Below are 25,166 nucleotides of genomic sequence, written 5' to 3'. Positions count from 1 at the left end.
ATCAATCAACGAATCATGCCTTGGGCTATACCGATCGCGAATAAAATGGCGTGGGTCGGGACAAGTAGCAAAAAGAGTAACCGCCAGCCATGCACGAACATCTTCGTGAACAGCACTTCCTCATAACGAATCCGCTGCCAAATCGCGTTGATCGGGAAAATCGCACAGCAGGCTGCGAGCAATAACAGCAACATATCTGTCCCGACGATGGCCTCAAGTAAAATGCTGCATGCATAAAACCAAAGGATGACCCCGGCATCGCATGCGAGCTTGAATGAGTTGATTGATTTCGGCATAAATTTTCTAAGTATCATATACACCATAAACCATAAGATGAGTGGAAATGAAACGATATACACTAACACGATGCGCTCGCTCCTAGAATCAGTTTATGTAATAGCGGAATGACAGTGAGAGAAATCTGCATTTGTTCGGCTTTTTCAATCACCGGTTTCAGAATTGCATCCACCTCGGTCGGCCGACCTTCTTCAAGGTCGCGCAGCATCGAGGAGCGATTCTGTGCGGTACGTTCGACAATCGTCTCGATGTAGGAATACGAGACGTGCTGCGCAAACAACGGTGTCAACTCATCGTAAATCGATTGTGCGATTTCATGATATGGTGAGCCGGCGAGTGCTCCGTTCGGGACCCGGCATAACGCCGTGATGGGATTGATGATGGCATTGGCGAACAATTTTTCAATGACGACTTGCTCGATCTCTTCTTCCCACACGATGTGAAGTGGACTCTCTTGAAATGATAGAGGGTGTAGTCCCGATGTGCTTCCAATCCGAATCCGTCCGAGTCCACGATGCTCAACCTCATGACCACGCTTCGTCACCCCATGCTCGACGACACCTAAATGAAACCCTCGACGTTTCGCATATTCCAAATGGGCAATCCCATTCGAACAAATAAAGACGGGCACCTTACCCGAGAGGCGAGCCGTCGCTTCCTCGACTTGATGGGCTTTCGTCGTGACAAAAAAGAGATCCTCGTCCGTTTCTTGAAGCGTCTGACTGGAACGGAACGACACACGTGCCGTCCCTTCCGTCACGCCGGTCCGTGTGATGACAAGTGGATCAGATGACCCGCTTCTTCCGTAGAGCGTCACGTCGTAATCATCTGCGAGCAAAGATGCCATCAATAATCCGACCGCTCCGTTTCCGATGATACCAATTCGTTTGATGGAGTTCATCATGGTCCTCCTCCTATTCGAACTATTTTCGCACAAAAAGTTTACCACATCTTTTCGCCATGACCCAAAAATGACAAACAAAAAAGGAGTGACCTGAGAACAGGTCACTCCTTCAAGCATTATTTGCTTGTTACTTCTTTACCGTTGTAATGTCCGCAAGATTTGCAAACACGGTGTGAAAGTTTCATTTCGCCACAGTTCGGGCACTCGTTCATACCAGGTACGTTGAGTTTGAAGTGAGTACGACGAAGACGTTTGCGAGTTTTCGACGTTCTACGGAATGGTACTGCCATCGTTGTCCACCTCCTTGATAAGTTAACCTTCCTCGTTCTCTTTTTTCGAGAACAGGTCGGCTAGTCCCGCGAAACGCGGGTCAATTTTTGGTTGGGCTTCGGGCTGTTCGTCAGTAAGCGTCCAGCCTTCTCCTTCAACCTGAGTTTTGTCTGTTTCGTTCCCGTAAACTTGCATCGGGACGTCTAACATGATGAGCTCTTTTACAATCGGTACAAGACTGATCGTATTTCCTTCTGGCAAATTCACGTCATCGAATTGCTCCGTATAACGCCCATTCTCCAAAAAGAAAGGCTCGAGCGATTCAATATCGAATTCATAAGTGACATCTTCTAACGTTCGCGCATCTGGCAACGTCAGGTCACCTTGAATCTTCAGATTGAATGTAACTTGATTAGATGTGAACGATGCATCCCCGTGCACATGCACCGGGCGAATCGAACGGATATCCGGATGGAGCTGAGTCAGCTCTGGTAGTTCTACCATCTCATCGATTGTAAAACCGTCACCCTGGTTTCGGAGCTTAAGTAGCTGTGCAATAGACCATTTCATCCGAATCACCTCAATTGCAACAATATGAATTATAGATAGGCCAACTTGTTTTGTCAATGTTTTTTCTTTACACTAAAATCAGTTGACGACGGCGCTTTGCCAAAGCGTACTTACTCATCTTACACCAATCCATACGACAATGCAAAGGAGTAAATCATGCAAAAGACGGCCATTATTGCAGAGTACAACCCGTTTCACAACGGGCACTATTATCAAGCGCAAACTGCACGTCACGAAACCGGGGCTGATGTCATGATTGCCATCATGAGTGCCCAGTTCACTCAACGGGGTGAACCCGCCTCGTTCGACAAGTGGAAACGGGCTAAAGCTGCCATCGAGAGCGGTGCGATCGATCTAGTCATCGAGCTACCGACCCAGTACGGGGTCCAACGCGCCGACCGTTTCGCTAGCGCCTCCGTCTCGATTGCTGAACAGCTCCGTTGCCAGGCGCTATCGTTCGGGAGCGAGAGCGGGGATATAGATGCAATCCTACATGCAGCCCGTTCACATGTCGAAGAGACGCCACGTTATAAAGAGGCGCTTAAAGAAGCGCTACAAGAAGGGCACTCGTCCGCACAAGCTTCGAGTCGAGCTTTTCGGACCGTCTATCCCTCGTTTGATTTGACGCGACCAAACAACATTTTGGGCTACCATTACGCTAAAGCAGCAAAATCGATTCAGTTACATACAGTCAAACGGCTCGGGGCTGATTATCATGACCCTTCATTAATGGATGTCATGTCGGCGACAGGCATTCGGGCTCATTACTTAGATACCGGTGAAGTTCGTGCCGTCCCGGCATCAACTGAAGCGATGTTTCGGACACGACCGATGACGCATTGGGAACACTATTGGCCCGTCTTACAATTCAAACTGAGAACCTTGCCACTCCACACAATGACGGAGCTCGTAGGAATTGATGCCTCTCTCGCACCTCGTCTTAAGCAGGCGGGAGTCGAACCTTCATTCGAACGTGCCCTTGCTGCCGTGTCGACGCGCCGCTACACGCGTACCGCCATACAGCGGGCGTTCGTCGCCGTACTGCTTCACTGGTTAAAAGACGAGGCGCCGACACGCTTTGACGAAGTCCCTTACGTGAGACCGCTCGCCTTCAACGATCTCGGACGACTTGCGTTACGAGATGTGAAGGAAGACGTGCCACTCGTCAGTAAGTTCGATGCCCGGCTCGATTTCGAAGCTCGTGTCACCGAAGCATATCGACTCCCGCTTCAAGATGATGCGTTGATCGAGCACCGGCAACGCCCTCAGTTCATCTCTTCTAAATAACGAATCGCATCCTCGACCGTCTTGACAGGGACGACTTCAATGTCACTGTCGAGACGGTCTCGTGATTCCAGCGCCTCTTCATAGTTCGAACCGGCCGGCACAAAGAAGACTTCCGCTTTCTCCTCATCGGCGGCGACTATCTTTTGCCAAGCACCACCGATAGGTCCAACATTCCCTTCCTCATCGACCGTCCCCGTTCCGGCAATCCGTTTTCCATTTGCCAAGTCACCTGGCGTCAATTGATCATAGATTTCTAATGTGAACATCAATCCTGCAGACGGACCACCGACATTCGTCAAAGCGACATCGACTTCAGGATCAGCTGTGATTTCTTGAACGGGAAGCGGCTCATAGATTCCAATCCCGACACGATCCCCACTTTGATCGATCGGCTGAATGAGCGTTTGCACGACACGTTCTTCGCCGTCTCGTTCAATCGTCAACTCCACTTCATCGCCCGCATCAAATTCCGAAACGCGATTCAAAAAGTCGACGCGAGTGGCAAAGGACATCCCATCGATGGCCGTGATGACATCACCCGGTTTCAACGTATTGGCCGCAAGGGACCCGGGAATCGGAGCGGATACATAAATCCCCTCGAAATCGACCGTCACGTCTTGATCTGCTAACTGATAGGCATATTGAACCGCCGCTTGTTGAGAAGAGTCCATCAATAATTGTTGGCGACGTTCATAGTCTGCCTCACTCTCTCCATCGTATAAATAGCGACTAGATAAATTTGCTTCCGTGAACGGGGTCACCCAACTTTCCACTAACCAAAACGGAGTCGCACGGCGTTGGGAGATCGTCACCATCATCAGTTCCCCATCCTCTTTTTCGCCACCTTGGACGGTCAGGAACTCTTCAATTGAGGTCGCCGCTCCGGGTGAAGAGATGTAGTAAGGAAGTGGGACGAACAGGAAGAGAAGAACTGTGACGAGTAAACCGAGACCGATCTTTAACGATTTCATTGTCCCGAACTCACTTGATACTTTTTACGTAAGGCAATTTCAACCTGTTCCGGCACGAGTTCACTGACCGATGCCCCATATTTCGCCACTTCTTTGACAATCGACGAGCTGAGGAACGAATATTGACTATTCGTCATCATGAACAACGTCTCGACGTTCTCATTCAACTTCTTGTTAATTGATGCGATTTGAAGCTCGTATTCGAAATCTGAGACTGCACGGAGCCCACGGACAATCGTCGCCGCTTCCCGCTCTGCGGCGTACTCGACAAGCAATCCACCGAACGCGTCGGCCGACACGTTTGGCAGATGTGTCGTCACGTCTCGGATCAGTCCCAGTCGTTCTTCCACATCAAACAATGGGGCCTTGCTTGAATTTTCAAGGACGGCGACAATGACCTCGTCAAAAATGGCCGCCGCTCGTTCAATAATATCTAGATGTCCGTTCGTGATGGGGTCAAAGCTACCCGGACAAATCGCAATCCGTTTCATCGTGTCACTCCTCCGATGCGTACTCATAGAAACTGATGGTGATGACATCTGAGTATCGCTGTTCTTTAATTCGTTCAAATCGTCCTACTCGTTCCGGTAACGTCACGTCGCTGCCGTGTTCACAGACGACTACGCCGATATCAATCAAGAGATTCGACTCATCGATCATTTGTAAGAACGTCACATGTTCTTCCGCATGATATGGAGGATCCATAAAGATGAGTTTAAATTGTTCCTGTTGAACCTTGAGCTGTTCGAGTACCGCCTTGGCGTCTTGACGATATACTTTCCCTTTCACTTCATAATGGGTCGCTCGTAAATTCTCGTGAATCGTTTGGACAGCTTTCGGTTGACAATCGACAAAAATGGCTTCGTCACAACCTCGTGATAACGCCTCGATTCCGAGCCCACCACTGCCCGCGTAAAGGTCTAGTGCTTTCCCGCCTGAAAAATAAGGTCCGATGATGTTGAATAACGATTCCTTCACTTTATCGGTCGTCGGCCGTGTCGCCGTTCCCGGTACCGCCTTTAAACGGGTCCCTTTTCGTTCTCCAGATATGACACGCATGTCTTTCCCTCCAGCAGAAAAGATGAAGGTGATGCCACCTTCATCTTTTTGATTATTTCGATTTTGTCTCGTACGTTTCGGAAATGAATGGACGTTCGCTTCGAACGACCGCTTCCACAAACGGCAATGCTTTCACTTGTTCGAGTACGGCTTCATGACCTTCGAGGTCAGTATAAAGAAACGCATACTTCTCTCGTTTTGAGACAAAGTAAAGATTCGCATAACGTCTTAACGCTTTCACTTGTTTCAAGGAATTCACGTATACGACGAAGCCAATCCGTTCATTCAACTTAGACGGCGCATCCACAACTTCCGCCTCCTCCGCAGCTACCTCCACCGGAACATCCACCTTCATCAAAGAATGGATTACCGGTCGGGACCTTGATTTTAGGAGAGACCGAATGAGCGAGTAGTTCACTCACTTCCCCTAACAACTTATCCAAGCTTCGTTCCGCTTTTTTGAACGCAGCGATTTCCGGCTGAACGTCGAGACGACGTTTGATGAGATGCATCTCTTTTTTGATGCGGTCGTGGTCCGGATGATGCTTTCCGAATCGCTGGACATACTCATAGTCCTCTTTCATCTTCAAAAACTCACGCTCGATCTCTTTTGCTTCTTGTGATGCGAGACGTGCCGCTTTCGTTTGAATATATGTTTGAAACGATTCGCTTGCTTCAATCAAATCGGTCAATTCTTCTGTTTGATCGAGCAGGGCAATCGTCTGTTCAGTGATTATCATACCCCTCACCCTTTCTGCCATGATTTTACCACAATTGTTTCCCTATGTAAGCAATCCACACTATAATTGAAGTTGACCGCAAGGCGTTCCATGTAGAAAGGAAGTGAACAGACGCAACTGATGCGTCTACGTATGAAAAAAGTTTCTTTTAATATGATCCGATCGGCCGGGATCAAGACGGATTATGCGAAACCCGAATATTATTTCGATCAGCTCGACAAGGTTCGCGCTGCCGACCTCGTCCTCTTCCCTGAGTATTGGATGGTCAATTCCATCATTTACGGGATGAATAAAGCGATTTTCCCATCACCAGCGACTTATCACCTCGGGCACGACAAGATCGAGATGACGCGCGCCTTCAAGGCGACATATCCGCACCGGATTCCGAAGACATTGATTTATGGAAAAAACCCATACACGATTGAACGCGTGTTAGAAGAGTTCCACTACCCGTTCGTCGCCAAAAAAGCCAAATCCTCAATGGGTCAAGGGGTATGGTTAATCAAAAATGACCAAGACTGGTTAGAATATGTCGAGAATCATGATACGTTCTATGTCCAAGAGTTCATCCCGAATGACCGCGACTTACGCGTCATCGTGATTGGAGAAGAAGTCGTCGGTGCCTATTGGCGTGTCAGTGAGGCCTTTTTAAACAACGTCGCTCAAGGGGCTAACTTCTCGTACGAAGACATCCCGGAAGACGTCGTCAAAGAAGTTCAATCGATTGCGAATACGTTATCCATCAATCACGCAGCGTTTGACGTCATCGTGACAGAAGATGGATTTTATATTTTGGAATTCAACGTCTTTTTCGGGTCGGAAGGACTTCTACCGCTCGGCGTGAAACTCCCGCAAAAAATCGAGGAATACTTAAATACACTCGGCTGATTAATCGTTCATCTTTTTTTCACAATTTGAACACACGTTATTCCAAGAACGTTTTTGAATATGGTATGATGACATATGAGGTTTATTCGAAAAGGGGGATTATGATGAAATTTGAGCAGTTCCACATCGAGGGAAAAGAAATCCGTTTTGGTTTGCTCGAGACGATCATGGATCATCATCATTTCATCCGTGAAGGTGCTTGGGATTATGAGCGTGCCACGTATGATATGAAATATGAGAAACAATCGACTGGCGAAACATTCTATCTTCGCTTACCTGTATACGCCATTGAAGGTCAAATCGAGGATCGTCACGCTGTAGTCAAAATGCTCACACCGATTTTAGGGAAGCATTATTATCCACACGGTGTTGAATACGATGAAGTTTTCCCAGAAGAAATCGTCCGCGACTGTGAGCGCCGTCTAAAAGCACTCGCAGAAACATTAGAAGTCAAACCCCTTGCATAAGCGAAGGGGTTTTTCTTATGGGCTCTCACATAGTCGATTCAAACGTTGTTTGGCAATTTACGCCGACAAGTCCTTTGATTCGATGATCACGCAACCTTTACTCTTATAATACATAATCATATCTTCTATTTTTTTCAAATCGTAGCTCGTGATGCAATCAGACAAGACGCTAACCGCATAGTCAGATTTCCGCAGATTGTAGCAAGTCGACTTCAAACAGGCGGTCGCATCAGCCCCAGTGATATAAAACGTATCGATGTGATGCTGTTCAATGAACGTCACAAACGCTTCACTCGTCAAGGCGTTGCCCTTATATTTTGTAAACACGTGATCGGACACGAGCTTCAAATCTGGTGCTAATTCCGCTCCTCGCGTTCCTGTTTTGAACGTTCTCGTCCCCGCTGATAAATTTTCATGCCGGATATAGACGATATGTAATTTCTTTTTGACCGCCCAATCAATCGCTTTATTGATGTTGTCGATGATTGCTTTGTAATTTTTCGTGATATCATTTTGAATGTCAATAACGACTAAAGCCTGATTCTGCATATTTCATCCTCCTCCATTTCTAAAAACGAACACTTGTTCGATTCAGTATTTAGTATAGCAAAGTTCACCTCTGGAAGATATAGTCATGAGAAACACAGCGTCGAGCATATAAAAAAAGAGGCCCTTTGCGGGTCCTCATTTATGTCATGTCGCAATGACGGTCAACGTCACATCGACTTGACCGAGCAATAAATCGAATTGGTCTCGAACATAGCGATACAATCGCTCTGCCTCGACGAGTGTTAATGGTGCAATGATTTGATAATCATAGTGGTCTTTCGAGCGAGAGACGACTTTCACTTCTTTCAAGCCGAATTCAATCGCGCTACATGCGATCAAATCTTCAATCGCCCGTTCCGCAATCGTCACGTCTCCGTATGAATAGTCATTCCCAATCACAGCCATCGTATCGTTCATGGTGATCACTCCTTTTCATTCGCGAGCACTTTAACGTCCTCCATGATAGATTCGATATCGACCGGTTCATCCCCTGCCGTTGCCATCTGCGCAACAGCCCGGACATCATGATGGCGGTCGATGACGTACATCGTCGTCGCATGCGTCACGAGTCCGCTGTTCGCCTTCGAATAATAGAACTGTAGCTGGCGCGTGATCCGATCGATGTCTACCTGGTCTCCCGTCAACATCTTCCATCCAGTCGGCTCTGCTTGGAAAGCTTCACCGTAATTCTTCAAAACGGGCACGGTATCCACATCCGGGTCAACCGTGATCGCAACGAGTTCTACGTCCGATCCGTATAAGTTCTCTTTTTTCAATTCTTTTTCGAGCTTCATGAAATCACGTAACGTGAGCGGACAAATATCTGGACAGTTCGTATAGAAGAACGTCACGATCTTCACTTTCCCGTTATCGGAATCATAGGTCTCTTCATTTAATGCGTTCGTCAATGTGAACGGGGTTGGCTCTTGAATGACGGGTAGGTCGTCTTGATTGAAGAAAACAAAATACACGGCTACTCCGATGACGACAAGCGTCAAGACGGTCAAACCGACCGTCAAATAGCTATTCCGTTTCATACAGCTCTCCCTCTCTATGGATCATCCTCCGATTATCGCGCGGAATACGTTCGTCGTTTCACCCGGGTCATATGCCACATAGAGAAGAATGTAAACCGTCACACCCGTAATGGCCGTGAAGAACCAGACGACTGACGCTTTCGGTCCGATTTTCCGGTGCTTCTCGATCTTGTTTTTATATCCAAGATAGAGCGTAATCAATCCGAGGATACCACCTGTTGTCGCGAGAAGAATATGGAAAATCATAAAACCAAGATAGAACGGTTTCACTGAATCCGGTCCTCCGAATGCCGTGTTGCCGACAAAAATGGTACGTGAGACGTAAAGGATGAAGAACGTCGTCGCTGCAATCGCGGCGGCCGTCATCACCTTTTTATGTTTTTCGATGTTGCTGCGGTCTTTTGCGATAATCACCCATCCGATGGCGACAAGAATCGCACTGATGACGATGAATGACACACTAATTAAGGCAAGATAGTTCATCAATGTTTCCCCTTTATGTTCTGTTTAATTTTTTTCATTTGTTTCTTGCGGAGTGAATGACATGCCTTCATCAAGAGCAAGCGATTTCGTCCGACGCACCCAGCCGAAGAACGTCCAGCCGAAGAAGAAGCCGTACACGATCTCTTGACCGAGCTTCATGAGTACCCCACCGAAACGTTGATCTTCGAGCGCGCTGTTCGTCGCTCCCATCAACGCCTCTAAATCAATTCCGGAAACGTCACCGTTCGGGAGACAGTAGCCAAGGACTGTCGCAAACGTCTGCGGGTCCGTGTACGCATTATAGAGCGTCGTTTGACTGAAGATGATGAGCGCACAGGCAGGCGTCAATAAGACCCCGTTGGCGATAATGTACACCATTCGTTTCAAATCGGACATGCCTTCCTCTTCGTCTGAGACGAGTGGAACGATGACCGGATACCACATCGTCAAACTAAAGACGACAAGAGCACCGTGGAAAATACGGTGAACGCCGTAGTTCGTCAAGACGTAGTCAAATACGACCGGCATATGGTAAATCGAGAACAATGCGTTGAATAAAATGAGCGCAATCAGTGGCTTCGTCAAAAACTTGAACGTCGGCCCAATCCATTTGAAGCTAAGTACTTTTTCAAACACCCAGTACGGTAGACCGTAAACGACGAGTGCCGGTGCCAAAATATAGACGAGCACCATTTGGAACATATGCACCGATAAAATGATATGTGCCATGACATCGATCGGACTTCCAAAACCGATGTAATACAAGACAATCGCAAACAACATACTAAACTTTTGTAACAACGTGGTCGAGGCATATCCTCGCTTCGCCATTCTCTCTGTCACGACGGCGTATAACACATAAATCCCGACCATGAGCAATCCGAACAGCGGACTCCATAACGTGAGCCAATCAAATTGATTGAGCAGCTCCGACGTATTCCAGAGCATCCGTTCACCCCTTTTCTTTCTCTCCCTAACCTTTGAAACCGTTCACTTCAAGATTACTATTCATTCATTTTTGAAGTAAAGGAAAAAGGACCGAATCATCCGTGTTTCCACAGATGTTCAATCCTTTGTCACAATTACCAAATGAGTAAGCGGAGTGCAGCGACCGTGATGATGGCGACAAAGATGCCTAGCCACATCATGCCAACGATCCACGTGTTCCCACGGTTATTCATATGCATGAAGATATATAACTGTAGGAAGACTTGGATGACCGCCAAGATGATTAAGAAACCACCTGCTGCCCACACTGGCATCAATTCCGCATAGACGGCGCCGAATGCCACGAATGTGAGTAAAATCATCATCGCGAAACTGATCAATTGAAGCTGATACTCACGTTTCGACTCTGCTTTTACTTCAAGCTCTAACTGCTTGTGAGATTCGTTCATTACTCGTTTTTCCATATTAGTTCACCATCCCTAAGAGGTAGACGATTGAGAAGATGAAAACCCAAACAACGTCGATAAAGTGCCAATATAGACTCGATACATAGAACTTTGGTGCATTGTATACATCGATCGGACGGTTCCAGTTACGAATCAAGAGTGTCGTGATCCAAAGGAGACCGAACGTTACGTGCGCGCCGTGGAAACCAACTAACGTATAGAAGGCTGAACCGAATGCGCTCGATGTGAACGTGTGACCGATGTGGTAGTAGTGAATGAACTCGTAAATCTCAGCACCAAGGAAGCCGGCACCAAGAAGGAGCGTGACAATCAACCAAAGCTTCATACGCCCTGGATTGTTTGCTTTCATGTTCATCATCGCAAGGACACTTGTAAGTGAACTTGTGAGGAGGAGCATCGTCATGATGAAGACGAGCTCCATTTCGAAAATGTTATACGAACGTAATTCCTCTGGCGCACCAGAGTTCAAGAGACCAACGTATGTTCCAAAGAGCGAGGCGAAGAGGACTGTCTCTCCACCAAGGAAGAACCAGAAGGCCACATATTTATTTTTCCCTTCCAGTGTTGCTTTCTCTGGATTGGCCGGGATACCGGTCACTGGGTGTTTTTCAACTGCATGTGCCATTTATTGTTCTCCTTTCTCACGAATCGCTTTCAAGTCTGCTTCGACTTGTGACTTCGGAATGTAGTAGCCGTGATCGTCAATCCAAGAACGTAGGAACATCGAGACGAACGTCATCGCTAATCCAAATCCAATCAATGACCAACCGACGACCGTGTTATCCATCTGGAAGATGGCACCGAGTCCTGCGATAAAGAGGCCGAGTGACATGAAGAACGGAATGAGCGAGTTGTTCGGCATGTGGATGTCCGAAACTTCTTCAGCGACTGACACGCGTTTGTTGCCAGCCATTTTCTCGAGCCAGAACGTATCAAGTCCTTTGACGAGTGGTGTTTGTGCAAAGTTGTACTCTGGAGTCGGAACAGGAAGTGTCCACTCAAGCGTACGTCCATCTCCCCAGTGGTCTGGTTTGACGCGGTCTTTCGACAAGAAAGCTTTCACAACAGCGACGAGCAAGACAATCGTTGACACACCCATGAAGAATGCACCGATTGTCGAGAGCATGTTGAGTGTATCCCAACCTTGACCATCGAGGTATGTGAAGACTCGACGTGGCATACCGAACAATCCGAGGAAGTGTTGCGGGAAGAACGTCAAGTGGAACCCGATAAAGAACAACCAGAACTGCCAGTATCCAAGCTTTTCAGAAAGGGCTTTTCCGAACATGAGTGGGAACCAGTAGTAAAGTCCTGCGAAGAGACCATATACAACCCCACCTACGATTACGTAGTGGAAGTGAGCGACAACGAAGTAGCTGTCGTGGTACTGATAGTCAGCCGGTGCGACTGAGAGCATAACCCCTGTCATCCCACCTACGAGGAATGAAGGAATGAACGCGACTGAGTAAAGCATGGCGACGTTGAATTTAATTTGACCGCCCCACAGTGTGAAGAGCCAGTTAAAGATTTTAACACCCGTTGGTACGGCAATCGCCATCGTTGCAACAGCGAAGATCGAGTTGGCAACTGGACCAAGACCGACTGTGAACATGTGGTGAACCCAAACCATGAATCCAAGGAAACCGATGAGCATTGTCGCGAAGACCATCGTCGTGTAACCGAAGAGGCGTTTACGCGCAAATGTCGGAATGATTTCCGAGAAAATACCGAATGCCGGTAAGATCAAGATGTATACTTCCGGGTGACCGAAGATCCAGAAAAGGTGTTCCCAGATGACAACGTTCCCGCCAAGTGCCGGGTCAAAATAAGCAGCTCCGAAGAGTCGCTCGAACATCAACATGAACAATCCGACCGTAAGTGGTGGGAATGCGAAGACGATCAATGCCGATGCAACGAAAGTCGTCCATGTGAAGAGCGGCATGCGCATGAGTTTCATTCCTGGCGCACGCATGTTCAAGATGGTGACGAGGAAGTTAATCCCGGCCATCAATGAACCGAAACCTGAAATCTGAAGACCGAGAGCGTAGAAGTCTACCCCTGTTGCTTCTGGTTGTGTTGAAAGTGGCGCGTAAGCTGTCCACCCTGCGTTTGGTGCTGCTCCGAAGAACCAGCTCAAGTTAAGCATGACTCCACCGAAGAAGAACAACCAAAAACCTAGTGAGTTAATGAATGGGAACGCAACGTCGCGTGCCCCGATTTGAAGTGGTACGACGGCGTTCATGAAACCGAATAACATCGGCATGGCCGCAAGGAAGATCATCGTCGTTCCGTGCATCGTAATCAACTGGTTAAACGTCTCACCGCTGACGAAGTCGTTCATTGGTTTGACGAGTTGCCAACGAATCAGTAATGCTTCAATTCCACCGAGAAGGAGGAAGAAGATTCCTGAGAACAAATACAAAATACCGATTTTTTTGTGGTCAACCGTCGTAATCCAATCCATGATGCCATTGTATTTACGCGATTGCTGCATTGCAGTGGTCTGTGCCACGTGAAATCCCCCTTTTCCCGTTAGTCAATCTTCTGCTCATACAAGAAGTCAACGAGTGCATCTAATTCTTCGTTGCTGATTTGACCTTCATTGAATCCTGGCATAAGAGCCCCTTGTTTCTTCTCTTGCGGGTCACGGATCCACTCTTTCAAGTTGTCCTCGTTGTTTTCGAGGTAACCTGCGAGCCATTCACGATCACCGAAGTTCGTTAAACTTGGTGCCACTTTACCGCCGCCGTGACAGCTCAAGCAGCTTTCGACATACACAGCTTCACCTGTCGTCAAGTTTGTGTTGTCTGCGACGAGTTTCTCACCGTTCTCGTCTTGCTTGGCTTTCATGTCAGCGAGCCATTGATCATATTCTTCTTGCTCGAGCGCGATGACTTTAAAGTCCATAAGGGCATGTGACGGACCGCAAAGCTCAGCACATTTCCCGTAGTAAGTACCTGGTTCATTTGCATGTAACCACATTTCGTTATCAAGTCCTGGGTTCGTATCTGTCTTACCAGATAAAGCTGGTACCCAGAATGAGTGAATGACATCTTTAGACGTCAAGTTGATGCCGACTCGCTTTCCGACCGGAATGACGAGCTCTTGCCCTGTCACAACACCTGCTTCTGGATATTCAAATTCCCACCAGTACAAGTTAGCTGTAACGTTGATTTCTTCTTCTTTTTTCGCTTCTTTCGCTTTCGCGAGTTCGACAGTCGTCGTGATTGTCGGAACAGCGAGAATGATGAGAAGGATAATCGGAACGACTGTCCAAATCATCTCGAGTGTACTGCTACCTTCAACTTGCTTCGGAATAGATTCATCTTTCCGACGGAACTTCATGAGCACGTACACGTAAATGACCGATACGATGATGAGTACGAAGAGCATGATCGCCAAACTGATGAGAATGATGCGGAGCTGAAGCTCAGCCCCTTCTCCCATCGGCTTCAATGCAGACAATCCCTCTTGACCGCAACCTGATAACAGGACTGCGAACATCATCATCGGGACGATGCCAAACAGAAGCTTCTTAAATGATTTCACAACAATCCCCACTTTCTCCCAAAATGATGTGTAATGGTTTTCTATATAGTGAGTGCGATCACCAGAGTGCTGTCAAAATCAGCGCGATAATCCACACGACTAAATAAATTAATGAATAGAAGAACATTTTGTTTGCCCACTTGATTTCATCCTCGGCGTTGAATCCTTTCAACCCGAGATACAACCAGTAGCCCCCTAAACCGGCTGCGACTGTCAAGTAAGTAAGACCGTAATGCATAAATAAGAGCGATGCCGGAATCAGCGTCGCAATCCACCAGATGATTTGCCGTTTCGTGATGGCAAATCCGTTCACGACCGGAAGCATCGGAATGCCTGCCGCTCGATACTCTTCCGTCCGTCGCATGGCGAGCGCCAGGAAGTGTGGTGGTTGCCATAAGAACATGACAAGGAACATGAGCCACGCATCGATATGAAGTGTCGGATCTAGTGCTGCCCAACCAATCAGCGGTGGAACGGCTCCCGAAATACTTCCGACGACCGTATTGAGCGTACTCGTACGCTTCAGCCACATCGTATAAATCACGACATAAAAAAATGCCCCGATTAAACCGAATACTGCGGCGACGTACGATACAAGGAGCAAAAGAAGTGTTCCGATTGCAAGTTGTGTCAATCCAAGGAGTAAAATCTTCTCCCCTGAAATCTTGCCGGTTACACTCGGTCGATTGTCCGTACGATCCATTAAGTAATCGATATCTCGGTCCACAAAGTTGTTTAGGTAACAACTCCCCGAAATCACGAGTGCGCTTCCTAACATCGTTAATAAGAGCTGTGGCCAAACTTCAAACAAGTAAAGGACTGGCGTATCGCTCTGGTACGTCGCTGCCACGAAGAATCCTGCAAACACCAACAACAAGTTGGCGCGAACGATTCCCATTTTCGCTAAGGCGACGTAATCTCGGAATGACGTTGATTCTGTATACTCTACATCTACCGTCATCCCTGGGTTGACTTTTGTCATACTGACCCCCCCACATAATCACGAAATCCTCGCATTCTCTTCACAGAAAAAACACAATATGAACAAAATACACTTAACTCTCTACAAAGATACCATATTTTTTTATAAAATACGCCCTTTATGCTTGTAAAATAGCGAGTTTTTTGTGTCAATAGTGTGATATTTGTCACACCTTATGTGCTTTACTAATATTAGAATAACGTTTTTGATAACGATTGCAAGCTTTTCCATTTCGTTTTTTGAACAGAAAGCCGTATAATAAGTATGGCGAAAAAAATATAAATAAACAAGGTACATTTTTTAACGGATTTTGATTAGAAGCAGGTGGTATTGCATGCATAAAAAACTCGCGTTTTTCTCAGGGTTTGTCACCCTCGGGATGATGCTTGTCCTCATCATGGGTGGAACCGTGACGAAGACGGATTCAGGAGATGGTTGTGGGACGGACTGGCCACTCTGTCATGGAAAATTAATCCCAACCAACCCAAGTGTTGAAACGATGATCGAATACAGTCACCGGGTAGTCTCCGGTATCGAAGGTCTTCTCATCATTGCGCTCGCCATTTGGACGTTCATCGCGGTCAAACATCGGGTCGATGTGAAAATCTTCGCGTTTCTCGCATTTATCTTTATGCTCATCCAATCGATCATTGGAGCGGGCGCGGTCATTTGGCAACAGTCGGACGCCATCCTGGCCCTCCATTTTGGAATTTCTCTCGTGTCGTTCGCATCGTTACTCATTTTGACGATTCTGTTATTCGAAGGTGACCGGGAGCATCAAGTCGTATCGAGACGGTTGAGATCTCATCTTTACGGTCTCTCAATCTATACGATGATTGTCGTCTACACCGGAGCCTATGTCCGTCACCTCGGTGCTACATATGCTTGCGTCGGTTGGCCGATTTGTGAACAAGAAGTGTGGACGTTTGAGTCGTATGTGCAGATGGGACACCGTGTGATGGCCGGACTACTCGTCTTGTACACGTTGTATGTTCTCTACTTGGCACGTAAAGAAATGAATCGATTGATTGAGCGCGGCATGATGGCGTCTCTCTTCTTCATCCTGCTTCAAGTCGGTACAGGTGCTTGGATCGTCCTTGGGGGACACGCGACTTACGTTCCGCTCCTTCACGCCTTCTTGATCACTTGTTACTTCGGTATCCTGTCATACCTCTCTTATCACGCGTATCGGTCGACAGCGCGACAAGACAGGGCACAATTGAAAAATATAAACGGATAACCAAACAAAAAAGCGCCGCGGCGCTTTTTTGTTTACAATGCTTTAAATCGTTCGAGGGCACGCTCTCTCGCTTCTTTATGATCGACGAGGGGCATGGCATAATCGTCTCGCTCTGACGGGTCCGGAAAGTGAATCGATTTATCTGTTATATGTTTCAGCTCCGGTACATACTTCCGGATGAACGTCCCATCAGGGTCAAATCGCTCGGATTGCGTCGTCGGATTGAAAATACGGAAATACGGAACAGCGTCCGTCCCGACTGAGGCCGCCCATTGCCATCCCCCGATATTCGACGCTGCCTCATAATCGATCAGCTTTTGCTCGAAATACCGTTCCCCTTTTCGCCAATCGAGAAGGAGATGTTTCGATAGGAAAGATGCGACAATCATGCGTAGGCGGTTGTGCATCCACCCGGTCTCGTTCAACTGACGCATCGCGGCGTCGACGATCGGATACCCGGTCTCCCCGTTACACCACTTTTCGAACTGCTCTTCATTGTCCTCCCATTCAATCGACTTGTATTTATCATTGAACGGTTGATCTTTCAATCCGTGGAACTTTGCCATGACCATGTAATAAAATTCGCGCCACAACAGCTCATCGTAATACGTGTCGCGCCCTTTTGATTGCCTCGCCGACAACACTTGTTCGGTGATGGTGCGAATCGACAACACACCTGTCCGTAAATAAGGAGATAGTCGACTCGTCCCGGCGATGCTCGGAATGTCACGCTTCTCGTCATAATCGACCATGCGATCATTGACGAAGCGGGTCAATCGCTTCTTCGCTTCCGTTTCCCCTAGCCCTTTCCATTCACGTTTACATCGCTTGAAGAGCTCTTTCAGTTCACTCGGTTGTTCATTCTTTGAACGGATGTACTGAGATAAACGATCGACATCAACCTCATACGGTGCGGGTGGCTGTTCGGCATACGCCGCTTTTTTGAACGGGGTGAACACCTTATAGGGATCGCCACTTTTTGTACGGAACGCATCGGGATGAAACAGGTGACGATCTAAAAGTCGCACTACCTTTACATCTTTACTAAGTGCTTCAATCACACGGTCATCCCGCTGTTTGAAGGGTTCCACATACTCCGCATTAAAATAGAGCACATCCATCTCGCCGAGCTGTTTCACGAACGCATCCTCCGTCTCCGCGACGAGGACACGAAGCCCTAACCCTTTCGCTTCTAAATCATCCATGAACGTTCGCATCGTCGAGAAGAAATAGTCATGCCGCACTTCGAATGGGTGACAGTATTTCGGATTCAACCAAAAGACGAAGTCTAGGTCATCGCCTTCCTCCATATCTTTCAATACACGGTGTAACATATGATTATCGGTCAGTCTAAAATCTGAACGGAACCAACATACTCGTCTCATGATCTCCACTCCCATCTACAAAAAAGAAGCATAGCGCGCTATGCTTCTTTTGATTATACAAATTCAATCAACAAGTCGTCACTTTGTATTGTGTCGCCTTCTTTAATATGGATGGCCTTAATTTCACCATCTTGTGCCGCTTGAATTGTCGTTTCCATCTTCATCGCTTCTGTGACGAGCAACTGCTCCCCACGGTGAACGCGACTTCCTGGTTCGACCAATACTTTCAAGACAGACCCCGGCATCGATGCACCGACTTGTTTGGCGTTCGAACGATCAACTTTCGGACGGCTTGTCGTTGCCGATTTGACATTGACATCTTTAATCTCGATTTCACGTGGTACCCCGTTCATCTCATACGAGACGAGACGGATGCCATCTTCATTCGCTGCACTCACTTGTACGAGCTTGATGATTAACGTTTTCCCTGTCTCAATTTCAACTTGGATTGTCTCTCCGACGTTTAATCCGTAGAAGAACGTCAACGTGTCGAGCACCGATACGTCCCCGTATGTCGTTGTATGTTTGATATAGTCTTCGTACACTTTCGGATAAAGTGCATGAGCAAGAAGCTCAAAGTCCGTCACCGGTCGCTCGAACTTTTCAAACAGTTCTTGACGTGCCGATTCAAAGTCATACGGTTTGATCAACTTACCAGGACGAACGTTTAATGGCTCTTCCCCTTTCAAGATGACTTGTTGTACATCTTTCGGGAATCCCCCTGGAGGCGTCCCCAATTCACCACGCATCATTTCGACGACCGAGTCCGGGAAGTCCAACTGGTGTCCGCGCGTCATCACATCTTCTTCCGTCAAGTTATGCTGGACCATGAAGAGCGCCATATCACCGACAACTTTAGATGACGGCGTCACCTTGACAATGTCCCCGAACAACATGTTCACTCGGGCATACATCGCCTTGACTTCGCCCCAACGGTCTCCAAGCCCGACCGCTTTCGCCTGCTGTTGGAGGTTTGAATATTGTCCACCCGGCATCTCGTGCTCATACACGGATGGATGCGGGGCACGCATATCACTTTCAAACGGTTCATAGTTATGACGCACGTCTTGCCAGTAGTCACTGATGATCTCATATTGTTTCGGGTCGACCTTCGGCTGACGTTCGTGGTGGTTGAGCGCGTAGACCAAACTTCCACCTGAAGGCTGTGACGTCATCCCTGACATCGAGCTCGCCGCAACGTCAACGATATCGACACCGGCATCTGTCGCACGAGCATAGGTGAAGATTCCGTTACCGGAAGCATCATGTGTATGCAAGTGGATTGGTAAGTCCACGGCATCCTTTAATGCCGATACGAGTGCATAGGCCGATTCCGGCTTCAATAGACCGGCCATATCTTTGATTGCCAAGATATGCGCACCACTCGCCTCAAGTTTCTTCGCAAGGTCGATATAATACGGAAGGTGGTACTTCGGACGGTTGCCATCATACAAGTCTCCCGTATAACAGATGGCCGCCTCCGCCACTTTCCCAGTCGGAAGCGTCGCATCGATTGCCAATTGAATCGATTCTAAGTTGTTGAGACTGTCAAAGATTCGGAACACGTCGACTCCGGCATATGCCGCTTCGTGTACGAATTTCTCAATGACGTTGTCTGCATAGTTTTTGTATCCGACCGCATTCGCACCGCGTAGCAACATTTGAATCAAGACGTTCGGCATCTTCTCACGAAGCTTCATGAGACGTACCCATGGGTCTTCGGATAAGAAGCGGTAGGCGACGTCGAACGTCGCTCCGCCCCACGCCTCGACCGAGAACAATTCTGGCATGAGTTTGCTTGTCGGTTCGGCAATGTTCAAAATGTCCTGTGTCCGCATGCGCGTCGCGAGCAACGATTGATGGGCATCTCGCATCGTCGTATCCGTCAACAACAATTCCGGTTGACGTTTGATCCAATCGGCGAGGCCGTCCGGTCCAAGCTCTGTAAGAATTTGTTTCGTCCCTGGCTTCGCTTCTGCTGGGAGGTCATGTGGGATTCGCACCGAACGGCTGATTGGCTTGTCTTTCAGACCGACACCCGGGAATCCATTCACTGTCACGTCCCCGATATAGTTCAACAGTTTCGTCCCACGGTCTTTTCGTTTCGGGAAGACGAACAGTTCTGGCGTCTCATCGATGAATGACGTGTTGTAATCTCCATTGATAAAGTTCGGGTGCTTCATGACGTTAATCAAGAACGGAATGTTCGTCTTGATTCCGCGAATCCGGAACTCGTTCAAGTTTCGAACCATCTTCGAGGCCGCTTGTTCGAATGTCATGCCATGTGTGGACAATTTCACGAGAAGTGAATCGTAGTACGGTGAAATCTCTGCACCGACATACGCATTTCCACCGTCAAGACGGACACCAAAGCCGCCTGGAGAACGGTAAGCCATGATTTTCCCAGTATCCGGCATGAAGTTGTTGCCTGGGTCTTCAGACGTAACACGTGATTGAATCGCATAACCGAGAAGTTTAATGTCTTCTTGCTTCGGCATTTGAATCATATCGCCGTGGAGCGACTCACCTTGCGCGATCATCAATTGTGTTTGAACGATATCAAAGCCTGTGACCATCTCTGTGATCGTATGTTCCACTTGAATACGTGGGTTGACCTCGATGAAGTAGAACGACTCGTCCTCGGTCACCAAGAACTCGACCGTACCGGCGTTGACGTAACCGACGTGACGCATGAGTTGGACCGCCGCATCACAAATCGCTTGGCGTGATGCATCAGACAAGGTCACACACGGCGCCACTTCGACGACTTTTTGGTGACGGCGTTGAACCGAACAGTCACGCTCGAACAAATGGATGATGTGACCGTGCTCATCTCCAAGAATCTGCACCTCGATGTGTTTCGGACGTTCGACGAGTTTTTCTATGTACACTTCGTCAGAACCGAACGCCTGCTTCGCTTCTGATTTTGCACGTTCAATCAAATCTTTCATTTCCGCTTCTGTTCGAATGACACGCATTCCGCGGCCTCCGCCACCCATCGACGCTTTGACCATGAGCGGGAATCCGTGCTCGTTCGCAAATGCTTCCGCGTCTTCATATGATGTGAGCGGCCCATCCGAACCTGGAATGACAGGAAGACCCGCAGCAATCGCACTCTGACGTGCTCGTACCTTATCCCCGAACGCATGTAAATGCGACTCATGCGGTCCGACAAAGATGATACCCTCTTCACGGCAACGTCGTGCGAGTTCAATGTTCTCCGAAAGGAAACCATATCCCGGGTGAATCGCATCACTTCCTGACTCCTTAGCGATGCGAATGACGTCTTCAATATCGAGATACGCATCGATCGGTTTTTTGTCTACACCAATCAAGTAGGCCTCATCGGCTTTAAAGCGATGTAATGAGCCGCTATCTTCTTGTGAATAGACGGCTACCGTTCGAATGTCTAACTCTGTCGCCGCGCGAAATACGCGAATGGCAATTTCCCCACGGTTTGCAACAAGTAACTTTTTAATTGGTTTCAAATGAAATCCCCCCGTTAATGAAGTTTGTTTGTTTCCTTACCTGACGACGTGAAGCGATGAACGTTGAACGTTTTCTTCTGACTTCACCCGAATTTCTTCTCGTCGTGTCGCCTCTCGATGACGGTTACGCATCGAGATACTGCTGAGCACCCCGAGAACACCCATCATCATGATGAGCGATGTTCCCCCATAACTGACCAGTGGCAAGGTTACACCTGTCCCTGGGAACCAACCGGACATCGCACCGATATTGATGGCCGTCTGGATCATAATTTGTGAGGCAATCCCAAACGACACGAACATCGCAAAGTGACTATCCGCATGATTGGCGATATGAATCGCGCGAAAGGCGATGAAGAAGAGTAGGACCAAAACCGTCAATACACCGAAGAACCCTAACTCCTCCGCAATGATCGACATGATATAGTCGGTTTCTGGTTCTGGCAAATACCCATACTTTTGAAAACTGTTCCCGAGTCCGACTCCGGTCAATCCCCCATGTACGATCGAGATGATCGACATGAGCAATTGGTGTCCATATCCTTCCGGGTCCATGAACGGGTTGAACACGACTTCAATCCGACTTCTTTGATTCTCCGAGAAGATGGTCGTGAACAATACGAATACAGTACCAATCCCAGCTAAAATCCCCGGAATCAAAATTCGAAGCGGCGCCCCGACACCGAACCACATGAGCAACATGATGGAACCGAGAACGAATAACCCACCCATATCCGGCTGTCCATTGATTGCGATGGCGTAGAACGAGAAGTAAAAGAGAAGCGGTACTAAGAAGAAGGCGCCGATTTGAGCGCGCAACCCTTTTTTCGTGATAGCGGCCCGCGCTAGTCGACCCGGGAGTCCTTTCAACTCATTATTCCATAGTTCATGGTAGTAGTTCGCAAGCAGTATGATGAGGACGAATTTGGCAATCTCGACCGGTTGAATGGTCATTCCGCCGATGATGAGCCAAGCCCGGGCCCCGTTCAATGGCGGCATCGCCCACGTGACAAACAGCAAGATGACAGAAAGCGCATAAAGACCGAGGCGAATGCCTTTTTTCCGAAACATCTCATATCGGAACAACGTCGCGATCAAATAGACAAAGATTCCGATTCCAACGTAAACGAGCTGGCGATAGAATAAACTACTATTTGCGTAATCCCCACGATTCCAAACGCTCGCACTATAAATCATGATGGAGCTTAGCCCGACGAGCAAGAGCACTGACAAAAACAACGCAAAATCAAAATACCGAAACCGTGTTTTCATGTATTCACTTCCTTATGTAAAACAATCCGACAACCCTTATAAAAAAATACTCAAACAGCGCCACTTGCACAGTTTGAGTATAAGGTTCATAATTCTGAAGCTTCTGCCAAAGCAGACAACTTTTGTTCCAATGAATCGAGCAGTCCTTTACCTTCAATGTCTGAAATGAGTCCAAGACGAACCGCAAAATCAATTTGGCGCGATAGTCCAAACATATGTGTATCAAGCACCTCTTCATAAAGCGGGCACTTCGGCATTTTTAGGTTTTCTAACTGTACTTCAATCAGACAACGGATTTTTTCAGCATCCGCCTCGAGTAATTGAAGCGCTTGCTCCCGTTGGATTGCAGCCAAATTTGTCGCCACTACGACCCCTCCTCCGTACGATGACAGACTGTTTGTCATAACTCAACTGTACATTATCTTTCGTCATAATTCAATGTACAGTATGAATGAACGCGACATTCTTCCTCTTTTCCATTTTACGAGAAAGAGCGCTATAATGAAACGTGTAATGTGTATGAAGGGGGATATAAGCATGATTTTTCCACTTGATGGAGCGGTTCGCCACAGTCTGACGATCGACCCGACCGTATGGATTTTTGACGAACGAAAACGAAAGATTGAAGATTTGGACTCGGTGACGGAGAATGACCGTGAGGCATACTATGCGAAAATGGGGAAAGCATGGGATGACGGATTGTCACAAGGAACTCGAATCGACCACAACAAACCGATGTCGCGACAAGACAAGGATGCAGCATTACGCGACTCGTTCGCCATGCCGCTCGCGCCTTTTTTAAACAATGCCGAACCGATTGAGCTCGCGACACATGTCCGTTTTTACGGGGAGACCATATTGACTCTATCGATCAGCGAGGCATCGCGCGTGTATTTACAATTTTCAAAAGACGGAAAAGTACTTACCGACGGACCTGTCTATGTATTGTATGAGGATCAGGTCATTCGCCAAGTCAATCATATCACCGTATTAAACAATCAATGAGAAGGGTCACACCTTCTCTTTTTTTGGACTTTTTAGTTCACAAAGTGTAGTATATAGAGTGTTGACTACAAATTGAATAAGAAAGGTCGTGACGCTTACGATACCTCTATGGAAACGAAATTTAATGGTTGTTTGGATCGGTAGCTTCTTGACCGCCGCGTCGATGAGTCTCGTCCTTCCATTTCTCCCATTGTTCATCGAACAACTCGGGGTAAAGGATCCGGACCACGTCGTCACTTGGTCTGCGATTGCGTTCGGCGCGACGTTCCTCGTAGCCGCCATCGTCTCTCCGATGTGGGGACGCTTGGCTGACCGAAAAGGAAGAAAGCTGATGCTCATCCGAGCCAGTCTCGGGATGGCCATCGTCATGTTCCTCATCAGCTTCGTCCAAGACGTATATCAACTCGTCGGGTTGCGTTTACTCATGGGGGCCGTGTCTGGATTTATTTCAGCCGGCATCACGTTGGTCGCATCTCAAACACCAAAAGAGAAAAGTGGCTGGGCGCTCGGTACCCTGTCAACCGGTGGAATCACTGGTGGTCTACTCGGTCCCCTCATCGGCGGACTGCTCGCAGACTGGATTGGGCTTCGATCCGTTTTTCTCTTTACCGGAAGTGCACTCTTCCTGACGTTCCTCATCACGCTTTGGTTCGTAAAAGAAGATTTTGTCCCAGTGAAACGCGAAGAACTCGCGTCGATGAAATCGATTTTCGCCTCACTGCGACATCCACAGTTGATTGTCGGTCTGTTTGTGACAACGTTCCTCATTCAGTTCTCGACACAATCCATCGGACCACTCTTGACATTATACGTACGTGAATTGAATCCGAACACTACCGCGCTCGCCTTCATGGCAGGGATTGTCGCCTCCGCTCCGGGACTGGCCGCTCTCGTTTCGGCGCAGCGTCTCGGACGGTTATCGGACAGACACGGAGCGGAGCGCATCTTGTTTTGGGCACTGCTCCTCTATAGCCTCTTCTTGATTCCGCAAGCATTCGTTACCTCAACGACTCAACTCATCTTGTTGCGTTTCGGAATCGGGTTCGCAACGGCCGCCTTGATGCCGTCCGTTCAATCGCTACTGCGCCAGCATACGCCGGTCTCTGCGACGGGGCGCATCTTTTCATACAATCAGTCCGCTCAGTTCATGGGGAATCTACTCGGACCGCTATTTGGATCCCAAATCGTGGCACACTTCGGATTTTCTGCCCTGTTCATCATCACGGGATTGATTATGATCTCGAATGCCTTCTTAGAACGGACGAACGTCCAGTCGTTACAACTCGATACAAAATAACGCCGAGCACG

The 25,166-nt window shown here is 47.9% G+C and carries 29 protein-coding genes; 6 read left to right on the top strand and 23 right to left on the bottom strand.

Features of this window, described 5'->3' with window-relative positions; genetic code table 11:
• Positions 1-5: 5 nt before the first annotated feature.
• From KNO65_RS07035 to KNO65_RS07020, 4 genes are all read right to left on the bottom strand, one after another.
• The gene (locus tag KNO65_RS07035) at positions 6-365 is read right to left on the bottom strand and encodes a DUF3397 domain-containing protein (RefSeq protein ID WP_214782838.1); all 360 of its coding nucleotides are present in this window, start codon (positions 363-365) and stop codon (positions 6-8) included.
• Positions 359-1,201, bottom strand: a complete 843-nt coding sequence (locus KNO65_RS07030; protein ID WP_214782835.1) for a 2-dehydropantoate 2-reductase — start codon at positions 1,199-1,201, stop codon at positions 359-361. Before KNO65_RS07030 ends, KNO65_RS07035 begins: the two co-directional genes overlap by 7 nt.
• A gap of 116 nt (positions 1,202-1,317) precedes the next feature.
• Positions 1,318-1,491: a 50S ribosomal protein L32 gene (gene rpmF, locus KNO65_RS07025; RefSeq protein ID WP_015881300.1), complete on the bottom strand. Its 174-nt coding sequence runs from the start codon at positions 1,489-1,491 to the stop codon at positions 1,318-1,320.
• A gap of 22 nt (positions 1,492-1,513) precedes the next feature.
• Positions 1,514-2,041 (bottom strand): YceD family protein, encoded by a 528-nt coding sequence (locus tag KNO65_RS07020; protein WP_015881299.1) that lies wholly within the window; start codon positions 2,039-2,041, stop codon positions 1,514-1,516.
• A gap of 156 nt (positions 2,042-2,197) precedes the next feature.
• On the opposite strand from KNO65_RS07020, the gene KNO65_RS07015 reads away from it, so the two are divergent.
• Positions 2,198-3,328: a tRNA(Met) cytidine acetate ligase gene (locus tag KNO65_RS07015; protein WP_214782832.1), complete on the top strand. Its 1,131-nt coding sequence runs from the start codon at positions 2,198-2,200 to the stop codon at positions 3,326-3,328.
• Here the strand turns inward: KNO65_RS07015 and KNO65_RS07010 are convergent.
• The 5 genes from KNO65_RS07010 to KNO65_RS06990 are packed head-to-tail and all read right to left on the bottom strand — an operon-like array spanning position 3,307 to position 6,098.
• Positions 3,307-4,299, bottom strand: a complete 993-nt coding sequence (locus tag KNO65_RS07010) for a SepM family pheromone-processing serine protease (protein WP_015881297.1) — start codon at positions 4,297-4,299, stop codon at positions 3,307-3,309. The two genes, KNO65_RS07015 and KNO65_RS07010, sit on opposite strands and share 22 nt — an antisense overlap.
• On the bottom strand, positions 4,296-4,790 hold the full coding sequence (gene coaD / locus KNO65_RS07005) for a pantetheine-phosphate adenylyltransferase (RefSeq protein ID WP_015881296.1): 495 nt from the start codon (positions 4,788-4,790) through the stop codon (positions 4,296-4,298). Before coaD ends, KNO65_RS07010 begins: the two co-directional genes overlap by 4 nt.
• 4 nt (positions 4,791-4,794) lie before the next feature.
• Complete coding sequence (gene rsmD, locus KNO65_RS07000) at positions 4,795-5,358, bottom strand: 16S rRNA (guanine(966)-N(2))-methyltransferase RsmD (protein WP_214782829.1); 564 nt, start codon at positions 5,356-5,358, stop codon at positions 4,795-4,797.
• 52 nt (positions 5,359-5,410) lie between these two features.
• Positions 5,411-5,665 carry a YlbG family protein gene (locus KNO65_RS06995; protein WP_143406649.1) on the bottom strand — a complete coding sequence of 85 codons (255 nt, stop codon included), beginning with the start codon at positions 5,663-5,665 and terminating at the stop codon, positions 5,411-5,413.
• Positions 5,649-6,098, bottom strand: coding sequence for a YlbF/YmcA family competence regulator (locus KNO65_RS06990; protein ID WP_015881293.1), 450 nt, complete (start codon positions 6,096-6,098; stop codon positions 5,649-5,651). Before KNO65_RS06990 ends, KNO65_RS06995 begins: the two co-directional genes overlap by 17 nt.
• 132 nt (positions 6,099-6,230) lie before the next feature.
• On the opposite strand from KNO65_RS06990, the gene KNO65_RS06985 reads away from it, so the two are divergent.
• Both KNO65_RS06985 and KNO65_RS06980 read left to right on the top strand, forming a co-directional pair.
• A complete protein-coding gene (locus KNO65_RS06985) occupies positions 6,231-6,986 on the top strand; it encodes an ATP-grasp domain-containing protein (protein WP_047795687.1) in 756 nt (251 codons plus the stop codon).
• Positions 6,987-7,090: 104 nt separating this feature from the next.
• The gene (locus KNO65_RS06980; RefSeq protein ID WP_015881291.1) at positions 7,091-7,453 is read left to right on the top strand and encodes a YugN family protein; all 363 of its coding nucleotides are present in this window, start codon (positions 7,091-7,093) and stop codon (positions 7,451-7,453) included.
• A 57-nt stretch (positions 7,454-7,510) separates the two neighbouring features.
• On the opposite strand, the gene KNO65_RS06975 is transcribed toward KNO65_RS06980, so the two are convergent.
• The 10 genes from KNO65_RS06975 to cyoE all read right to left on the bottom strand — a co-directional run bounded on the left by KNO65_RS06975 (position 7,511) and on the right by cyoE (position 15,468).
• On the bottom strand, positions 7,511-8,002 hold the full coding sequence (locus tag KNO65_RS06975) for a cysteine hydrolase family protein (protein WP_214782826.1): 492 nt from the start codon (positions 8,000-8,002) through the stop codon (positions 7,511-7,513).
• 144 nt (positions 8,003-8,146) lie between these two features.
• On the bottom strand, positions 8,147-8,419 hold the full coding sequence (locus KNO65_RS06970) for a hypothetical protein (protein WP_214782823.1): 273 nt from the start codon (positions 8,417-8,419) through the stop codon (positions 8,147-8,149).
• A 5-nt stretch (positions 8,420-8,424) separates the two neighbouring features.
• Positions 8,425-9,039: an SCO family protein gene (locus KNO65_RS06965; protein WP_031421547.1), complete on the bottom strand. Its 615-nt coding sequence runs from the start codon at positions 9,037-9,039 to the stop codon at positions 8,425-8,427.
• 21 nt (positions 9,040-9,060) lie between these two features.
• On the bottom strand, positions 9,061-9,522 hold the full coding sequence (locus KNO65_RS06960) for a DUF420 domain-containing protein (RefSeq protein ID WP_015881287.1): 462 nt from the start codon (positions 9,520-9,522) through the stop codon (positions 9,061-9,063).
• Between the two features lie 24 nt (positions 9,523-9,546).
• Positions 9,547-10,470 (bottom strand): cytochrome c oxidase assembly protein, encoded by a 924-nt coding sequence (locus KNO65_RS06955; protein WP_031421545.1) that lies wholly within the window; start codon positions 10,468-10,470, stop codon positions 9,547-9,549.
• A gap of 134 nt (positions 10,471-10,604) precedes the next feature.
• Positions 10,605-10,934 carry a cytochrome C oxidase subunit IV family protein gene (locus KNO65_RS06950; protein ID WP_031421543.1) on the bottom strand — a complete coding sequence of 110 codons (330 nt, stop codon included), beginning with the start codon at positions 10,932-10,934 and terminating at the stop codon, positions 10,605-10,607.
• A gap of 1 nt (position 10,935) precedes the next feature.
• Complete coding sequence (locus tag KNO65_RS06945; protein WP_015881284.1) at positions 10,936-11,562, bottom strand: cytochrome (ubi)quinol oxidase subunit III; 627 nt, start codon at positions 11,560-11,562, stop codon at positions 10,936-10,938.
• The gene (gene ctaD / locus KNO65_RS06940; protein WP_031421541.1) at positions 11,563-13,431 is read right to left on the bottom strand and encodes a cytochrome c oxidase subunit I; all 1,869 of its coding nucleotides are present in this window, start codon (positions 13,429-13,431) and stop codon (positions 11,563-11,565) included.
• 38 nt (positions 13,432-13,469) lie between these two features.
• Positions 13,470-14,447: a cytochrome c oxidase subunit II gene (coxB, locus tag KNO65_RS06935; protein WP_035387820.1), complete on the bottom strand. Its 978-nt coding sequence runs from the start codon at positions 14,445-14,447 to the stop codon at positions 13,470-13,472.
• A 97-nt stretch (positions 14,448-14,544) separates the two neighbouring features.
• Positions 14,545-15,468 carry a heme o synthase gene (gene cyoE / locus KNO65_RS06930; protein ID WP_214782819.1) on the bottom strand — a complete coding sequence of 308 codons (924 nt, stop codon included), beginning with the start codon at positions 15,466-15,468 and terminating at the stop codon, positions 14,545-14,547.
• A gap of 334 nt (positions 15,469-15,802) precedes the next feature.
• Between cyoE and KNO65_RS06925 the strand changes: the two genes are divergently transcribed.
• Positions 15,803-16,708 (top strand): COX15/CtaA family protein, encoded by a 906-nt coding sequence (locus KNO65_RS06925; protein WP_214782816.1) that lies wholly within the window; start codon positions 15,803-15,805, stop codon positions 16,706-16,708.
• Between the two features lie 32 nt (positions 16,709-16,740).
• On the opposite strand, the gene KNO65_RS06920 is transcribed toward KNO65_RS06925, so the two are convergent.
• The 4 genes from KNO65_RS06920 to KNO65_RS06905 all read right to left on the bottom strand — a co-directional run bounded on the left by KNO65_RS06920 (position 16,741) and on the right by KNO65_RS06905 (position 23,218).
• On the bottom strand, positions 16,741-18,093 hold the full coding sequence (locus tag KNO65_RS06920) for a cryptochrome/photolyase family protein (protein ID WP_214782813.1): 1,353 nt from the start codon (positions 18,091-18,093) through the stop codon (positions 16,741-16,743).
• 53 nt (positions 18,094-18,146) lie between these two features.
• Entirely contained in the window at positions 18,147-21,581 is a 3,435-nt protein-coding gene (locus tag KNO65_RS06915) for a pyruvate carboxylase (protein WP_015881278.1), read from the bottom strand.
• Between the two features lie 36 nt (positions 21,582-21,617).
• The gene (locus KNO65_RS06910; RefSeq protein ID WP_214782810.1) at positions 21,618-22,853 is read right to left on the bottom strand and encodes an FtsW/RodA/SpoVE family cell cycle protein; all 1,236 of its coding nucleotides are present in this window, start codon (positions 22,851-22,853) and stop codon (positions 21,618-21,620) included.
• A gap of 86 nt (positions 22,854-22,939) precedes the next feature.
• Complete coding sequence (locus tag KNO65_RS06905) at positions 22,940-23,218, bottom strand: Fpa/YlaN family protein (protein ID WP_015881276.1); 279 nt, start codon at positions 23,216-23,218, stop codon at positions 22,940-22,942.
• A 172-nt stretch (positions 23,219-23,390) separates the two neighbouring features.
• On the opposite strand from KNO65_RS06905, the gene KNO65_RS06900 reads away from it, so the two are divergent.
• Both KNO65_RS06900 and KNO65_RS06895 read left to right on the top strand, forming a co-directional pair.
• Positions 23,391-23,858, top strand: a complete 468-nt coding sequence (locus tag KNO65_RS06900) for a hypothetical protein (RefSeq protein WP_214782807.1) — start codon at positions 23,391-23,393, stop codon at positions 23,856-23,858.
• Positions 23,859-23,982: 124 nt separating this feature from the next.
• Positions 23,983-25,155: a multidrug efflux MFS transporter gene (locus tag KNO65_RS06895; RefSeq protein WP_240499801.1), complete on the top strand. Its 1,173-nt coding sequence runs from the start codon at positions 23,983-23,985 to the stop codon at positions 25,153-25,155.
• The last annotated feature ends 11 nt before the right edge of the window (positions 25,156-25,166 follow it).

The organism is Exiguobacterium sp. S3 (assembly GCF_018617295.1).
Lineage (GTDB): Bacteria > Bacillota > Bacilli > Exiguobacteriales > Exiguobacteriaceae > Exiguobacterium > Exiguobacterium profundum.
This window is presented reverse-complemented; position numbering and strand designations above follow the sequence as displayed.

Coding starts and splice junctions, on each gene's coding strand:
- KNO65_RS06950 (WP_031421543.1), bottom strand. CDS start 10,934: ATGGAAAAACGAGTAATGAACGAATCTCACAAGCAGTTAGAGCTTGAA.
- KNO65_RS07015 (WP_214782832.1), top strand. CDS start 2,198: ATGCAAAAGACGGCCATTATTGCAGAGTACAACCCGTTTCACAACGGG.
- KNO65_RS06955 (WP_031421545.1), bottom strand. CDS start 10,470: ATGCTCTGGAATACGTCGGAGCTGCTCAATCAATTTGATTGGCTCACG.
- rsmD (WP_214782829.1), bottom strand. CDS start 5,358: ATGCGTGTCATATCTGGAGAACGAAAAGGGACCCGTTTAAAGGCGGTA.
- KNO65_RS06910 (WP_214782810.1), bottom strand. CDS start 22,853: ATGAAAACACGGTTTCGGTATTTTGATTTTGCGTTGTTTTTGTCAGTG.
- KNO65_RS07020 (WP_015881299.1), bottom strand. CDS start 2,041: ATGAAATGGTCTATTGCACAGCTACTTAAGCTCCGAAACCAGGGTGAC.
- KNO65_RS06945 (WP_015881284.1), bottom strand. CDS start 11,562: ATGGCACATGCAGTTGAAAAACACCCAGTGACCGGTATCCCGGCCAAT.
- KNO65_RS07030 (WP_214782835.1), bottom strand. CDS start 1,201: ATGATGAACTCCATCAAACGAATTGGTATCATCGGAAACGGAGCGGTC.
- KNO65_RS06975 (WP_214782826.1), bottom strand. CDS start 8,002: ATGCAGAATCAGGCTTTAGTCGTTATTGACATTCAAAATGATATCACG.
- coxB (WP_035387820.1), bottom strand. CDS start 14,447: ATGATGATGTTCGCAGTCCTGTTATCAGGTTGCGGTCAAGAGGGATTG.
- KNO65_RS06900 (WP_214782807.1), top strand. CDS start 23,391: ATGATTTTTCCACTTGATGGAGCGGTTCGCCACAGTCTGACGATCGAC.
- KNO65_RS06965 (WP_031421547.1), bottom strand. CDS start 9,039: ATGAAACGGAATAGCTATTTGACGGTCGGTTTGACCGTCTTGACGCTT.
- KNO65_RS06980 (WP_015881291.1), top strand. CDS start 7,091: ATGAAATTTGAGCAGTTCCACATCGAGGGAAAAGAAATCCGTTTTGGT.
- KNO65_RS06960 (WP_015881287.1), bottom strand. CDS start 9,522: ATGAACTATCTTGCCTTAATTAGTGTGTCATTCATCGTCATCAGTGCG.
- KNO65_RS06920 (WP_214782813.1), bottom strand. CDS start 18,093: ATGAGACGAGTATGTTGGTTCCGTTCAGATTTTAGACTGACCGATAAT.
- KNO65_RS06970 (WP_214782823.1), bottom strand. CDS start 8,419: ATGAACGATACGATGGCTGTGATTGGGAATGACTATTCATACGGAGAC.
- KNO65_RS06990 (WP_015881293.1), bottom strand. CDS start 6,098: ATGATAATCACTGAACAGACGATTGCCCTGCTCGATCAAACAGAAGAA.
- ctaD (WP_031421541.1), bottom strand. CDS start 13,431: ATGCAGCAATCGCGTAAATACAATGGCATCATGGATTGGATTACGACG.
- coaD (WP_015881296.1), bottom strand. CDS start 4,790: ATGAAACGGATTGCGATTTGTCCGGGTAGCTTTGACCCCATCACGAAC.
- KNO65_RS06895 (WP_240499801.1), top strand. CDS start 23,983: ATGGTTGTTTGGATCGGTAGCTTCTTGACCGCCGCGTCGATGAGTCTC.
- KNO65_RS06925 (WP_214782816.1), top strand. CDS start 15,803: ATGCATAAAAAACTCGCGTTTTTCTCAGGGTTTGTCACCCTCGGGATG.
- rpmF (WP_015881300.1), bottom strand. CDS start 1,491: ATGGCAGTACCATTCCGTAGAACGTCGAAAACTCGCAAACGTCTTCGT.
- KNO65_RS07010 (WP_015881297.1), bottom strand. CDS start 4,299: ATGAAATCGTTAAAGATCGGTCTCGGTTTACTCGTCACAGTTCTTCTC.
- KNO65_RS06985 (WP_047795687.1), top strand. CDS start 6,231: ATGAAAAAAGTTTCTTTTAATATGATCCGATCGGCCGGGATCAAGACG.
- cyoE (WP_214782819.1), bottom strand. CDS start 15,468: ATGACAAAAGTCAACCCAGGGATGACGGTAGATGTAGAGTATACAGAA.